We start from the raw sequence: 15,371 nt of genomic DNA on the forward strand, positions 1-15,371 counted from the left end.
GTTGCAAATAAAGGAAAGCGTTTTATTTTTATGGTATAATAGAATTACTAATTGGAAAAGAGGCTGAATGATGGGGAAAATCATCGAGTTCATTTTTACGAGAGTCTATGTTGCTATGCTGGTAACAGGGATTTTTTGGGTCTTGACGATCTGTGGGGGCATCCTTCTAGGAGTAGGACCAGCCAGTGCCACTATCATGAGCCTCTATGCGGAAAATGGCATGACCTACAAAGACTATCATTGGTCACGCGCTTGGGAACTCTTCAAAGAAAATCTACGCCCGGCCAATCAAGCCTTTTACACCTTCTTTGCCATTGAAGGGATTCTCCTCTATGGCATGTACCTCATGATCCAGATTCCTCACTTAAATTTCTTCCAAATTTTGGTTCTTTTGTTTAATCTGGTTTTCCTCTTGGTTTCGCCTCTAGCTTACGCCGTTTATTTGAAATTGCAAGTGCATTTCGATCTTTCTTATGCTAATAGTATCAAGCTCAGTTTGATCGGAATGTTGCTGGACATTCGTCCGGTTCTGAAGCTCATCCTTGGAACAGCACTACTTGGCGTCATTAGCTACTATATGCCAGCCCTTCTCTTTTTTGTCTTGATCGGCGTCTGGCATTTCTTTGTCAATGATATCTTTGACCCTGTTTATCAAAATATCCACGAAAAATTGGTATCCTAACGATGAAAAAAATCTGGTTAAGTACGCTATTAAAGTTCTACGCCTATGTCATGGTGGTCATTTTGACCATTATGGGTCTCGTCGTAGCGGGGATCTCTTGGAAAAACCAGCAAGCTGAAGCCGATCGGATCGCCCAACGGGTCTTGACTGAAGTCGTGACGGATCTCGAGACCTCTTATCAGCGGGTCACACAAGAAGGCCGTAGCCTCGTTGAAAACCCTGCAAAATTAGAAGGAGTTTATCGCTATTTTACCTTGTCACCATCGGAGTATGAGACTTGGAGATTGAATGCCCAGTTTCCTTCTTATATCCAATTGTCCCTACATAAGAATATTGATAGCCTCTATTTGAGCAATAAACACATCGAGGGCATTGATGTGAACTTGTCTGATTATAAGACGGTATTTGTCTCTACTCGGCAATCGAAGGGGGGCAAGAAAGTCTCAGCGGACCATTACAAGGCTCCTGCAACAGCTATTCCAGTTCCTTTGACAGACCCGACAACGGGTGCTGGAGTTGGAATTGCTTATATGACCTTGGACCAGGAAATTTTGACGGCAGCAATTGACAATGCCAGAGGCGATCTTCCGGTCGCTGTGCGAGTCTTCACTCCCTTTGGGAAAGAGATGTACCATGAAGGAGATAAAGGACAATCAAAGGATGTTAAATGGCAAACTCGTAGCACGATCTATGGCTACAAGGTGGATGTAGCTGTTTCTGAAAGTTATTTGGTCAAGAAGGGTCTAGCCAACCTGACCACTTTTCTCTCCATTGCTTTCTTGATTTTCTTGATCCTTTACTTATTAATGCGGCAAATTTTCAAAAATTACCGTCGCCAAGTCCTTGATCTGGTCGATACCATGAATCTGATCAGTCAAGGCGATAGTGAACGACGGATTGATACCTCGACCAAGGACCAAGAACTGCTGGTTATTGGTAATATGATCAATACCATGTTAGACAATATGGATAAGAATATTCGGGATATCTATCAGCTACAGCTCAGCCAAAAGGATGCCAATATGCGGGCACTACAAGCCCAGATCAATCCCCATTTCATGTACAATACACTGGAATTTATCCGGATGTATGCCGTCATGCAAGAGCAAGAAGAGTTGGGTGATATTATCTATGAGTTTAGTAGTCTCTTGCGCAATAATATCTCAGATGAGCGAGTGACGACAGTTGAAAATGAGCTCGAATTTTGTCGCAAATACAGCTACCTCTGCATGGTACGTTATCCAAAATCAATTGCCTATGGCTTTAAGATCGATCCAGGTTTGGAAAAAATGAAGATTCCAAAATTCACCATCCAGCCTTTGGTCGAGAACTATTTTGCGCATGGAGTGGACCATAAACGCAAGGACAATGTGATCAGTGTCAAGGTCTTGCAAGGAGAAGGGCAGGTCATCATCTTGATCACTGATAATGGGCGCGGGATGAAAGAAGAACAGCTAGAAAGCATTCAAGAGATGCTAGCCAATCGCAATCCACGCTCAGAAATCGAAGAAAAGAGTGGGCGGCAGTCCATCGGAATTGTCAATGTCCATGAACGCCTGCTGCTCTATTTTGGAGATCGCTACCATATCCAAGTCTTCTCCCAACTTAACCATGGAGTGACTTATACGATAACCATTCAAGATGAATAAAGGAGACAGAATGTACAAAGTCTTATTAGTAGACGATGAGTATATGATTACAGAAGGGTTAAAAAAATTAATCCCCTTTGACCACTGGAATATGGAAGTGGTCGCAACTGCAGAAGATGCAGACCAGGCCCTTGATTATGTGCGAGAGTATCCGGTAGATGTGGTGATCACGGATGTCAATATGCCTGGGAAAACTGGACTTCAGATGATTGCTGAGATGAAGGATTTGATCCCAGATGCTGCCTTTATCATTATGTCAGGCTATCAGGATTTTGAATACGTCAAGACAGCTCTCAATTTGCGCGTGGCAGACTACCTGCTCAAACCTGTCAATAAGGTGGAGATGGGCAATATCCTAGAAAAAATTCAGCATAAAATCCAGCAACCAAGCCAAGAGTTGGCCGACCGTTTGATTCACGATGATATCTCTGAGGAAGAGTTTTGTCGCTATATCGCAGGTCGGAACTCATTGTGGATTGGAGTCGCTAAGGAGAAAAAAGGCTTTATCAGCTCGTCTTATCAAGTTCTTGGGCAAAATCTTCAACTCTTTATATCGAGTCAGGAAGAAGAAGCCATGATTGAGAAGGCCTTTGAACCTCCGTATAAGGAGCACTTTCATCAATTTAAGGATCTAGTGGAGCGGAGCCTCTTTTATGGGGCGACCCCTCTCAATCAAGATGAAGAAGTCTTCCATTACTACGAGCCGGCCTATCGGGTGATCATGCAAGGAAATATCCAGCAGATCTTAGAAGAACTGGACTGGTTAGAAAAAATGATCCTTGAGAAGACCCCTAAGGTCTCACTGACCAAGCAGCTCTTTATCCAATTTTTGATGGATGTCTTTCATTTGTTTGAATACCTGCAAGGTGATAATTTAGCTGATGTAGTCAAGAAAGTCCAAGAAACTGCCACTTTTAGCGAGATGATTGGCTTTATCCAGGAAGAGTTGTCCCGTTTCTTATCCCACTATCGGATGAATGAAAATGTAGCGAGTGTCCTCCAAGTGATTAGCCGTGATTACCAAAAAGAGCTGTCACTCAAGGACATCAGTCAGGGTCTCTTTATCAATCCAGTCTATTTAGGCCAATTGATTAAACGAGAAACCAATGCGACTTTCGCAGAACTCCTCAACAAACAGCGGATCAAGGCTGCCCAGCAGCTCCTCTTATCGACCAATGATAGTATTGAAGATATCTGCTACAAGGTCGGTTACAGTAATGTAGGCTATTTCTATAAGGTTTTCCGTAAACTCTGTGGAAAATCGCCTAAAACCTATCGCTTACAAGTCATGACAGAGCATGCAGAAGATGAGTAAAAGGCTGAGACGATTTGTCTCAGCCTTTTTACTTTTCATTTTACGTTCTTTGTATCTTGATTTTCCCAACCAGTAGCTCAGCTTCAATGGTGATTTCTGTGAGTTGGGTCCAGTCGATTATTTCTTGGTCAACGTGAAATAGAAGGGGGGTCATGGTGAGGAGCGCCTGACGTTCTTCAGGAGTTAAACTCTTGGTAAGGCTGACCGTTTCGGATGAGAGGATCCGGCAGTGGTCTTCAAAGTGCTCCAAAATTTCCTGATTGGAGTAGGATTGCTTGGTCAATTGATCTTGGGCCAACTGGCGAATTTCTTTCAGATGAGAAGAGGTTGGGACAACCTTAATGATCACCCCTTCTGTCTTTAAGACACGTTCAAATTCAGCGTAATTAGCCGGGGAGAAGATGTCCAAAATGACCTCCATACTCTTAGATTGAATGGGTAAATGAGCCAAATCTCCTACAAACCAATTTACCTTCCAGCTAGCGTCACTCTTGGCAGCTAGTTGTACGGATTCCTTGGAAAGATCAAATGCATAGAAAGTAGCCTTGGGATAGGCTTCTTGTAGTTTTCGGGAGTAATAACCTTCTCCGCAACCGATATCTAGAATTCTGGCATCACTGGTCGGAATCTTTTGTCCGATCGCTGTTAGAATCGGCTCATAAAACCCTGCTTCTAAGATCAGCTGGCGATTCTGGAAATTTTCCTTGTCATAGTCCTTTGATTGTTTGATCTGGGGAGCCAGGTTGACATAGCCAAATTTCGCCAAATCAAAAGAATGGCCCTTGGGACATTTAAAACTGGTCCCCACAAGTTCTAGGTCCAGTTGACAGATAGGACAGGCAAAGGCAGTGGCTGTTTGAAATCGTTGTAATTTTGGTTTGATCGGTGTATTCATATTAGTAGTGTAACAAAAGAGCCTCTAGATAGCAACTGATGCTTTAATGAGGCTCCAATTGGTTGAGAAATATGATTATGAGTCTCTGTCTCTCCATACAGAATATGAGCTAACAGAAAAAGGGAAATCACTGATGCCGATTTTAAAGGACTTGAATCAATGGGGAAAAGAATGGTTGCATTAAATTTTCTTCTTTTTGTCACTTTCATCTTGCCACTTAGGTTCTCATTTTGACCGCTTATCCCAAAAAGCCGTTTTTTAAACGGCTTTTTTGCTAGACTGATACTGTCAAAAAGGAGAGAGAACATGATATTACAAGCTAAAAACATCAGTAAACGGTATGGAAATCATCTAGCGGTTGATCATATTCACCTACAGTTCGAAAAGGGAACGTTTAATGCGATTCTAGGACCAAATGGGGCGGGGAAATCAACGACGATTTCTATGTTGATCGGTTTGAAACAACCAACGCAAGGCGAAATAATCTATGAACCCGGTACTAAAATTGGTGTGGTCTTCCAAACCAGTGTTTTAGATGAGATGCTGACGGTTAGGGAAAATCTGACCATTCGTGCCAGACAGTACAAAGGCCTAAAACCAAATCGTGTGTCTGATCTTATTGATCGACTAGGCCTATCAGCTTTCCAAAAGCAGAAATATGGGACGCTTTCAGGCGGCCAAAAGCGTCGGGTTGACATTGCGCGTGCTCTACTGCACGGTCCAGATCTTCTGTTCTTAGATGAGCCAACGACAGGTTTAGACATTCAAACCCGGAAGTCTATTTGGGATTTGCTCTATCAATTGCAGAGAGAAGAGGGAATGACCGTTGTATTGACCACGCATTATCTTGACGAAGCAGATGAAGCTGATCAAATTTATATTGTAGATCATGGGAAAGTGATTGCTCAAGGATCGGCACTAGATATTAAGAGCCAGTATGCTACTAATATCTTAAAGATTCGTTTCAAGGAGAGACAGCAGATAGAAAGTCTCAAATCTTCGGGAATGTCAGTAGAGCAACAAAGTCAATTGGAGTATGTTCTTCAACCCGATAGTGAAAGGGAAGCCATTGATTACCTGGCGCAAGTTAGAGATAAAATAGCCCATTTTGAGTTTCGCCCAGGGACCATGGATGATGCCTTTATTGCACTTACAGGAAGGGAGGTTCGCTAATGCTAGCCTTACTAAAGCGAAATTTTTTATTGTACTTCAGGAATCGTTCAGGAGTTTTCTTCTCCCTGTTGGGAGCCTTGATTTCCTTTGTCCTTTATATTATTTTTCTTCAAAAAAATCTAACAGATGCTTGGGCTCAGCTCCCCAATAGTGGTCCTGTGTTAAATAATTGGTTAATGAGTGGGACGCTGGCTGTGACAGGGATTACGACAAGTCTGGCTGCCCTGACTCAGTTAGTAAAGGACCGTGAACATCAGGTAGATCAGGATCTTTATTTATCGGATCAAGGAAAGTGGCGGTTAGCATTTTCGTATCTAACGAGTGCAATCATCATTTCTTTTTCCATGCAGATCCTTATGTATGTGCTGATGTGTGGCTATTTTAGAGAAGTTCCAACCTTATCTCTATTACCTGAAGTGCTCCTCATTATGCTACTTAGTAGCCTACTTTCTAGTTTAGTGAATGCCATTTTTGTTTATTTTTTCCAATCCGTAGACAGTCTTGGGAAGTTTTCGACCATAGTGGGTACAGCTTCTGGTTTTTTGGTAGGGACTTATGTACCTTTAGGTGTCTTACCCACTTTTGCACAATCACTAATGAAGTGCACTCCAGCAACTTATATTGCTGCACTTTATCGACAAGTCCTCATGAAAGAAGCATTAAGTGAGACCTTTAAAGGTCAAGATAATCTTCTTCAAGAGTTTCAAGAAAAAATGGGTGTTCAGCTCAAATGGCAAACTTTATTGACAAAGGAACAAACATACCTTATAGTGTTAGGAGGTATTCTTCTAGCTTTGGGGATTTGGATTTCCTTGGCAAAAAGATCGAGTAAAAGAAAGTAAGTGAGAATTGGAGTAGGAATGAAGATTCGTTTTGAGGAAAAACAAGATATCCCAGAAAACGACCTCTGTGTGGTCATTCAAGCCAAGCAATTATCTGATCAAGCACGAGAGGTGATGGAGTATCTCGAACAATTTTCGACAGTGAATCAAGTAGTGATCCCTATCAAAACAGATGATCATTTGATCATGGTGAAAATTGATGACATTATTCTAGCCGAGATTGATAAGAATCAGCTCACCATTTATACGACAGACAAAACGTTCACCATCAGAGATACTTTGATAAATTTTCAACATCGGATTAATCGTCGTAATTTTTTACAGATATCACGCCACGCGGTGATGAATATCGACCATTTAGAATCGCTATCGGATAGTTTTTCAGGCAATATGATGGCTAAACTGACACGTGGAGTAAAATCAAGTGTCAGTCGGAAATATGTCAAATCCTTGATGGATTATTTAGGGGTATAGGAGAAAGTGATGAAACGAGTTATAGCTTATTTTGTATCTGGTATGAGGACAGGATCCTTCTTTTATTTGTGTTTGGTGTTATTATCCCATGTCTATACCAACATCGTCTATCCCGCTGTAAATGTCCGCAACATCCTAGCGATATTTTTGATGAGTGGGACAATGGGGGTCTTGACATTCATTCTTGAGGAAGAAGAGTTTTTGACCTATAGTTTGCGTGTGGCTTTGCATTTAGTTGTGACAGCTGCCATCTTAGCATTAACCTACTTGTTTTTTGGCTGGGGGACAGCCTTACGGAGCCCGATTCCTTGGTTGATCTTTCTAGCCATTTACGGCCTGATCTGGCTGTACCAGATTTGGCAACTCCATAAAAAAACTCAACGAATCAACCAAGCTTTGTTGCATCGCAGAAAAGGGAAATAGTCTCAGAAAAAAGTGTATAAGAAAACCACGAAGTTCATACGAAACTTCGTGGTTTTACTTTCTTAATAAGTCAAAACAAAGTATTTTTTCTTACCGCGACGGATAACGGTCAATTCATTTTCTAATTTATCGCTATCGCTCAAGATATAGTCAAGGTCTTGGATGCGTTCGCCATTGACGTAGATCGCTCCATTTTGAACATCTTCGCGGGCTTGGCGTTTAGAATTCACTACACCAGCTGTGACCAAGAGTTCTACAATGTTGAGGTTGTCTTCTGCTTGGACCTGGTAGTTTGGCACACCACGAAGTCCTTGTTTGAGTTCTTTGACAGAAAGGTTTTTGATATTTCCTGCAAAGAGTTGTTCCGTGATGTTGAGGGCTTCCTTGTAAGCTTCTTCACCGTGAACGAGGGTGACCACTTCACGCGCCAAGATCTTTTGAGCCAAGCGTTCATGAGGAGCAGCCTCAAACTGTTTGCGAATCTCTTCGATTTCATCGAGTGACAAGAAAGTGAAGATCTTCAAGAAGCGCACAGCGTCGGCGTCCATCACATTCATCCAGAATTGGTACATTTCGTATGGAGATGTTTTGTCTTCATTGAGCCAGACGGCATTGCCTTCTGATTTACCGAATTTCTTACCAGTTGCATCTGTGATCAAAGGAACAGTCATAACATGACCAGTTTTATCTGCCTTACGACGCATCAACTCAGTACCAGCTGTCATGTTTCCCCATTGGTCAGATCCACCGATTTGAAGGGTGACATTGTGTTCTTGGTTGAGGACGTAGAAGTCATAGCCTTGCATGATTTGGTAGGCAAACTCCGTGTAAGAAATCCCTGTCTCAATCCGTTTTTTAACAGATTCTTTACTCATCATAGCATTGACCGTAAAGTATTTTCCGACATCGCGAAGGAAGTCAATAAAGCTAATACTTCCGAACCAATCGTAGTTGTTGACCATTTCGGCCTTGTTGTCACCATTTTCAAAATCGAGGAAACGAGACAATTGCCCTTGAATGGAGCGAACCCATTCTTGAACAGTTTCTTTTGTTTGGAGACTACGCTCAGCATCTTTGAAGGACGGATCTCCAATGAGACCAGTCGCACCGCCAACGAGCGCATAAGGTTTGTGGCCTGCCAGTTGAAGGCGACGGCTCGTTAAGATGGCAACCAAGTGACCAAGGTGAAGGCTGTCAGCAGTTGGATCATAACCAGTATAATAAGAAACCTGACCTTCTTCCAGTGCTTTGCGCAAGGCTTCTTCATCCGTCGTTTGAAATACCAAACCACGCTCTTTTAGCTCATCAAAAATGTGCATGTGTCTTTTCTCCTTTATAAGTTTATTCATTTCTCTATTCTACCATAAACCACGGAAATGGCAATGCTTTCCGTCATTTTCTTGTCCTTACCCAAGAAGATTGAGCGAGGATTTCTACGCTCTTGTGATTGAAAACAAAGGGGCTAATCTGCTATAATATAGGGAACAAGGAGAAAGAATCAGTGAATCAATTAAAAGAGAAGCTGCAAGAGTTTTGGAAGAAAGTCCAAAAATTCTTTGCAAATATGTATACAGAAACTCCGAATAAGGAAAAAAATGAAGAAAGTAGCTGGTCTGTCGGCGATATTTTTGCGACCTTTTTGAGGACGCTCAAACTCTTGTGGGATGTGATGATCGCCTTATTTGTGTGCCTCTTTTTATTTGGCGCAGGGATCGGGATTGGTTATGCAGCAAGCCTCTTTAGCAATGTCAAGGTTCCAAAGACAGAAGAACTGGTCCAGCAGGTTCGCAATGTCAGCAGTGTTTCAAAACTGACCTATTCCGATAAGAGCCTGATTGCAGAAGTGGACAGTGATTTGATCCGCACGCCGGTAGCTGGAGATGCCATTTCCGACAATGTCAAAAAGGCTGTGATCGCTACTGAGGATGAGAACTTTGAAAGCCACAAGGGGGTTGTGCCCAAAGCTGTTCTTCGGGCGACGCTTGGATCTGTAGTCGGTGTCGGTTCCTCTAGTGGGGGATCGACCTTAACCCAGCAGTTGATCAAACAGCAAGTCGTAGGAGATGCTCCCACCTTTACTCGTAAGGCGACAGAGATTGTCGATGCCCTAGCTTTAGAGCGGGGAATGGATAAAAATGAAATCCTCACCACCTACCTAAATGTTTCGCCTTTTGGACGAAACAATCGGGGACAAAATATTGCAGGTGTGGAAGCCGCAGCTCAAGGGATCTTTGGCGTCTCTGCCAAAGACTTGTCTGTTCCACAAGCAGCCTTTATCGCTGGCTTGCCACAGAGTCCGATTGTCTACTCCCCTTATGCTGCAGACGGTAGCCTAAAGAGCAAGGAGAATCTCGAGTTAGGTTTGGCGCGTGCCAAAGATGTCTTGTTCAATATGTACCGGACGGGAGCCTTATCGAAAAAAGACTACGAAACCTATGCTCAGTATGACTTGACCAAGGACTTCATCGCTCCAGATGGCATCGAGAAAACACCGCATGACTACCTCTACTTCCAAGCCATGGAAGAAGCAAAAGAGGCCATGTATGATTATTTGATCAAGCGAGACAATGTCACCAAGCAAGACTTGAAAAATAATGAAACCGTCAAGGCTTACCAAGAATTAGCTGAGAGCGAGTTGCGCGAAGGTGGCTACACCATTCAAACCACGATTAACAAACCGGTTCACAATGCCATGCAGGCCGCGGTAGCGAACTTTGGAAGCGTCTTGGATGATGGGACGGGTCTTGTAGAAGTTGGGAATGTCCTGATGGACAACCGAACCGGTGCAGTTTTAGGATTTATCGGTGGGCGGAATTTTGACGGCAACCAAAATAACCATGCTTTTGATACAGAGCGTTCCCCAGGGTCTACTATCAAACCACTGTTGGCTTATGGGATTGCCATCGACCAAGGCTTGATGGGAAGCAATAGCATCCTTTCTAACTATCCGACTAATTTCTCAAGTGGTGAGCCAATCATGCACGTGGATAGCCGAGGAACAGCGATGATGGATCTCCGTGAGGCCCTCAATACCTCATGGAATATTCCGGCTTACTGGACTTACCGAACCCTTCGTGAAAAGGGTGTGGATGTCCCATCCTACATGAAGAAAATGGGCTATGATATCCCTGAATATGGCATTGAGAGTCTACCAATGGGGGGAGGAATTGAGGTCACTGTTGCCCAACATACCAACGGTTTCCAAACCATTGCTAACAATGGGAACTACCTCAAACGCTACATGGTGGAGCAAATCATCGACCGAGATGGGGATGTAGTCTACAAGCACGAAGCAGATCCGGTTCGTGTCTACTCTCCAGCAACAGCAACGATTATGCAGGATCTCTTGCGTGGGGTCATCACATCTGGTGCCACAACGACCTTTAAGTCACGGATTAGCCAAGTCAACCCAACGCTGGCAGGTGCTGACTGGATTGGAAAAACTGGTACCACCAACTCAAACGGGGATATGTGGTTGATGTTGTCCACCCCAAATGTTTCTTTAGGAGGTTGGATCGGCCATGACAACAATGCTTCCATGCAAACCTTGACCGGATACAACAACAATGCCCAATACATGGCGCAGTTGGCGAATGCGATCTACCAAGCAGATCCAAGTCTCTTTGGGATTCAGGATAAATTCACTCTCGATAAGAGTGTGATCCGTTCTGAAGTGCTCAAATCGACTGGTGAAAGACCGGGCCGCGTCAATGTCAATGGCCGGGATATCGATGTGAGCGGTCAAACGGTAACCAGTCTTTGGGCTAAAAACGGAGCGCCAACCACTCAATACCGCTTTGCCATCGGGGGATCGGATAGCGATTATCAAAGTGCTTGGGCAGCCATTCTCGGTAATACCAGTGGAAATCAGCCGAATAATAAGAACAATTCGACAACCAATAGTTCATCAAGCAATAGTTCAAATCGGAACAGCTCAAATCGTAGCAATCAACGCTAGTGTGATCCTTTAGAAAACCTAGAGAAAGCCTTGATTTTTGGAGCAAAAAACGGTATAATAGTGATAACTAATTTGTCGTGTGCTTTATTTGAAATATTGTCCAAATAAGAGCTTACAGCAGTTAAATCTTACTTGAATAAGTCGATTTAGCTGCTCTTTTTGTGCCTATTTTTCAGGAAAACCCTAGTTTGTTACACAAATTTAATTTTTCTAAAAATTACAAAAAGCGACGAATGAGGTGAAGAGACAGCTCTTCACGTGATGCAAATCACACAATTGTAGTTAAAACCGGATAGGCGGTGAAAGTCATTTCACCAAGCTATCCTAGTATGGAAAAAGGAGCTAAAAACTTTGGCAGGACATGACGTTCAATACGGGAAACATCGGACCCGTCGTAGTTTTTCAAGAATCAAAGAGGTTCTTGATTTACCAAACTTGATTGAAATCCAGACAGACTCATTCAAAGATTTCTTGGATCATGGCTTGAAGGAAGTATTTGAGGATGTGCTTCCAATCTCAAACTTCACGGATACAATGGAATTGGAATTTGTGGGTTATGAAATCCGCGAACCCAAGTATTCGCTTGAAGAAGCGCGCATTCACGATGCCAGCTACTCAGCACCAATCTTTGTGACCTTCCGTTTGGTCAACAAAGAAACAGGTGAAATCAAGACCCAAGAAGTTTTCTTTGGTGATTTCCCAATCATGACTGAAATGGGAACTTTCATCATCAATGGTGGAGAACGGATCATCGTATCTCAGTTGGTCCGCTCACCAGGTGTCTACTTCAATGATAAGGTGGACAAGAATGGTAAGATTGGTTATGGATCTACTGTTATCCCTAACCGTGGAGCTTGGTTAGAGCTTGAAACCGACTCAAAAGACATCGCCTACACGCGCATCGACCGCACACGTAAAATTCCATTTACAACGCTTGTGCGTGCTCTTGGATTCTCAGGAGATGATGAAATCATCGATATCTTTGGGGATAGCGAATTGGTTCGCAATACTATCGAAAAAGATATCCACAAAAATCCAATGGATTCACGGACAGATGAAGCCCTCAAAGAAATCTATGAGCGTCTTCGTCCAGGGGAACCAAAGACAGCGGAAAGCTCACGTAGCTTGTTGGTAGCCCGTTTCTTTGATCCACGTCGTTATGACTTGGCTCCTGTTGGTCGCTACAAGATCAACAAGAAACTCAATATCAAGAACCGCTTGTTGAACCAAACAATTGCAGAACCATTGGTGGATGCTGAAACAGGAGAAATCCTTGTAGAAGCTGGTACTGTCATGACGCGCGATGTCATCGACAGCATCTCAGAACAATTGGATAATGGTTTGAACAAAATCACTTACATTCCAAATGATGCTGCTGTTTTGACAGAACCGGTTGAATTGCAAAAATTCAAAGTTGTCGCTCCAACAGATCCAGACCGTGTTGTTACCATCATCGGAAATGCTAATCCATCTGACAAAGTACGCATCGTAACTCCAGCAGATATCTTGGCAGAGATGAGCTATTTCTTGAACCTTGCAGAAGGACTTGGACGTGTAGATGATATCGACCACCTTGGAAACCGTCGGATTCGTGCCGTTGGTGAATTGCTTGCCAACCAAGTGCGTCTTGGACTTTCACGGATGGAACGAAACGTTCGCGAACGGATGTCTGTACAAGATAACGATGTCTTGACACCACAACAAATTATTAACATTCGTCCCGTAACTGCAGCAATTAAAGAATTCTTTGGTTCTTCACAATTGTCACAGTTCATGGACCAACACAACCCACTTTCTGAGTTGTCTCACAAACGTCGTTTGTCTGCCTTAGGGCCTGGTGGTTTGACACGTGACCGTGCCGGATATGAAGTGCGTGACGTGCACTATACCCACTATGGTCGTATGTGTCCAATCGAAACACCTGAAGGACCAAACATCGGTTTGATCAACAACTTGTCATCTTACGGGCACTTGAACAAATATGGTTTCATCCAAACACCATACCGTAAGGTAGACCGTGAAAAAGGTGTAGTGACCAACGAAATCGTTTGGTTGACAGCCGATGAAGAAGATGAGTACATCGTCGCTCAGGCCAACTCTAAGTTGAACGAAAAGGGTGGCTTTGCTGAGCCAATCGTTATGGGACGTCACCGTGGTAACAACCAAGAGTTCCCATCTGATCAAGTCGACTACATGGACGTGTCTCCAAAACAAGTAGTTGCCGTTGCGACAGCATGTATTCCTTTCTTGGAAAACGATGACTCCAACCGTGCCCTCATGGGTGCCAACATGCAACGTCAAGCTGTTCCATTGATTGATCCAAAAGCCCCTTATGTGGGTACTGGTATGGAATACCAAGCAGCCCATGACTCAGGAGCTGCAGTCATTGCTCAACATGATGGTAAAGTTACCTATGCAGATGCGGACAAGGTAGAAGTTCGTCGGGAAGATGGATCTCTTGATGTATATCACATCCAAAAATTCCGTCGTTCAAACTCCGGTACAGCCTACAACCAACGTACTCTTGTAAAAGTTGGCGATGTTGTTGAAAAAGGCGACTTTATTGCTGACGGTCCATCGATGGAAAAAGGGGAAATGGCCCTTGGTCAAAACCCAATCGTCGCTTACATGACTTGGGAAGGGTATAACTTCGAGGATGCCGTTATCATGAGCGAACGCTTGGTGAAAGAAGATGTTTACACATCTGTTCACTTGGAAGAATTCGAATCAGAAACACGCGATACCAAGTTAGGCCCTGAAGAAATTACCCGTGAAATTCCAAACGTCGGTGAAGATGCTCTTCGTGACTTGGATGAAACAGGTATTATCCGTATTGGTGCTGAGGTTAAAGAAGGTGATATCCTTGTCGGTAAGGTAACACCGAAAGGTGAAAAAGACCTTTCTGCTGAAGAACGTCTCCTTCACGCGATCTTTGGAGATAAATCTCGTGAAGTGCGTGATACTTCTCTTCGTGTACCTCACGGTGGAGATGGAGTCGTTCGCGATGTTAAGATCTTTACACGTGCAAACGGTGATGAATTACAATCTGGTGTCAACATGTTGGTTCGTGTTTACATCGCACAAAAACGTAAGATCCGCGTCGGAGATAAGATGGCCGGTCGTCACGGAAACAAAGGGGTTGTGTCTCGTATTGTTCCAGTTGAAGATATGCCTTACCTTCCAGACGGTACACCGGTTGATATCATGTTGAACCCTCTTGGGGTGCCATCACGTATGAATATCGGTCAGGTTATGGAACTTCACCTTGGTATGGCAGCTCGTAACTTGGGTATCCATATCGCAACACCAGTCTTTGACGGAGCAAGCTCAGAAGACCTCTGGGATACTGTGAAAGAAGCTGGTATGGATAGCGATGCTAAGACGATTCTTTACGATGGACGTACAGGTGAGCCGTTTGACAACCGTGTCTCTGTCGGTGTCATGTACATGATCAAGCTTCACCACATGGTTGATGATAAACTCCATGCCCGTTCAGTCGGACCATACTCAATGGTTACCCAACAACCACTCGGAGGGAAAGCTCAGTTTGGTGGACAACGTTTCGGGGAAATGGAAGTGTGGGCCCTTGAGGCTTATGGTGCATCAAATGTCCTTCAAGAAATCTTGACTTATAAGTCAGATGATGTCAACGGACGTTTGAAAGCTTATGAAGCGATCACCAAAGGTAAACCAATTCCAAAACCAGGTGTACCAGAATCCTTCCGCGTTCTTGTCAAAGAATTGCAATCACTTGGTCTTGACATGCGTGTCTTGGACGAAGATGATCAAGAAGTGGAACTTCGTGACCTCGATGAAGGGGAAGACGATGATGTGATTCATGTGGATGACCTTGAAAAAGCACGTGAAAAAGCAGCAAAGGAAGCAAAAGCAGCCTTTGATGCCGAAGAATCAGAAAAATAATCAGTAAAAATGATTGTCCTGTGAGCAACCAATGCTTCT

At 43.5% G+C, this 15,371-nt stretch carries 11 protein-coding genes and 1 pseudogene; 10 read left to right on the forward strand and 2 right to left on the reverse strand.

The genetic code is table 11. From position 1 onward, the window contains the following. Window positions 1–70: 70 nt before the first annotated feature. From AB5Y61_RS02125 to AB5Y61_RS02135, 3 genes are read left to right on the forward strand one after another with little or no spacing between them, the layout of a single operon-like run. Window positions 71–682: a YesL family protein gene (locus AB5Y61_RS02125; RefSeq protein ID WP_368403057.1), complete on the forward strand. Its 612-nt coding sequence runs from the start codon at window positions 71–73 to the stop codon at window positions 680–682. A gap of 2 nt (window positions 683–684) precedes the next feature. Next, window positions 685–2,331 carry a sensor histidine kinase gene (locus AB5Y61_RS02130; protein ID WP_368402947.1) on the forward strand — a complete coding sequence of 549 codons (1,647 nt, stop codon included), beginning with the start codon at window positions 685–687 and terminating at the stop codon, window positions 2,329–2,331. A gap of 10 nt (window positions 2,332–2,341) precedes the next feature. Continuing rightward, window positions 2,342–3,646 (forward strand): response regulator transcription factor, encoded by a 1,305-nt coding sequence (locus AB5Y61_RS02135; protein WP_368402948.1) that lies wholly within the window; start codon window positions 2,342–2,344, stop codon window positions 3,644–3,646. A 40-nt stretch (window positions 3,647–3,686) separates the two neighbouring features. Here the strand turns inward: AB5Y61_RS02135 and AB5Y61_RS02140 are convergent, their stop codons facing one another. Next, entirely contained in the window at window positions 3,687–4,541 is an 855-nt protein-coding gene (locus tag AB5Y61_RS02140; RefSeq protein WP_302692616.1) for a putative RNA methyltransferase, read from the reverse strand. Between the two features lie 37 nt (window positions 4,542–4,578). Here AB5Y61_RS02140 and AB5Y61_RS02145 point away from each other — a divergent pair. From AB5Y61_RS02145 to AB5Y61_RS02165, 5 genes and pseudogenes are all read left to right on the forward strand, one after another. Continuing rightward, window positions 4,579–4,725, forward strand: a pseudogene (locus AB5Y61_RS02145) (winged helix-turn-helix transcriptional regulator); the annotation flags it as partial. A gap of 122 nt (window positions 4,726–4,847) precedes the next feature. Then, window positions 4,848–5,714 carry an ABC transporter ATP-binding protein gene (locus tag AB5Y61_RS02150; RefSeq protein ID WP_368402951.1) on the forward strand — a complete coding sequence of 289 codons (867 nt, stop codon included), beginning with the start codon at window positions 4,848–4,850 and terminating at the stop codon, window positions 5,712–5,714. After that, a complete protein-coding gene (locus tag AB5Y61_RS02155; protein ID WP_368402953.1) occupies window positions 5,714–6,556 on the forward strand; it encodes an ABC transporter permease in 843 nt (280 codons plus the stop codon). The genes AB5Y61_RS02150 and AB5Y61_RS02155 overlap by 1 nt, the downstream gene beginning before the upstream one ends. A gap of 18 nt (window positions 6,557–6,574) precedes the next feature. Continuing rightward, on the forward strand, window positions 6,575–7,030 hold the full coding sequence (locus AB5Y61_RS02160; RefSeq protein ID WP_195327216.1) for a LytTR family DNA-binding domain-containing protein: 456 nt from the start codon (window positions 6,575–6,577) through the stop codon (window positions 7,028–7,030). Between the two features lie 9 nt (window positions 7,031–7,039). Next, window positions 7,040–7,453, forward strand: coding sequence for a DUF3021 domain-containing protein (locus AB5Y61_RS02165; RefSeq protein ID WP_049513833.1), 414 nt, complete (start codon window positions 7,040–7,042; stop codon window positions 7,451–7,453). A 62-nt stretch (window positions 7,454–7,515) separates the two neighbouring features. Here AB5Y61_RS02165 and tyrS read toward each other — a convergent pair whose 3' ends face one another. Next, window positions 7,516–8,772, reverse strand: a complete 1,257-nt coding sequence (gene tyrS, locus AB5Y61_RS02170; RefSeq protein ID WP_368402955.1) for a tyrosine--tRNA ligase — start codon at window positions 8,770–8,772, stop codon at window positions 7,516–7,518. A 182-nt stretch (window positions 8,773–8,954) separates the two neighbouring features. Between tyrS and pbp1b the strand changes: the two genes are divergently transcribed. After that, complete coding sequence (gene pbp1b / locus AB5Y61_RS02175; protein WP_368402957.1) at window positions 8,955–11,411, forward strand: penicillin-binding protein PBP1B; 2,457 nt, start codon at window positions 8,955–8,957, stop codon at window positions 11,409–11,411. Between the two features lie 351 nt (window positions 11,412–11,762). Beyond that, the gene (gene rpoB / locus AB5Y61_RS02180; protein ID WP_349977338.1) at window positions 11,763–15,332 is read left to right on the forward strand and encodes a DNA-directed RNA polymerase subunit beta; all 3,570 of its coding nucleotides are present in this window, start codon (window positions 11,763–11,765) and stop codon (window positions 15,330–15,332) included. Window positions 15,333–15,371: the final 39 nt, after the last annotated feature.

Origin of the sequence: Streptococcus parasanguinis (assembly GCF_040908565.1) — a bacterium.
Lineage (GTDB): Bacteria > Bacillota > Bacilli > Lactobacillales > Streptococcaceae > Streptococcus > Streptococcus parasanguinis_AC.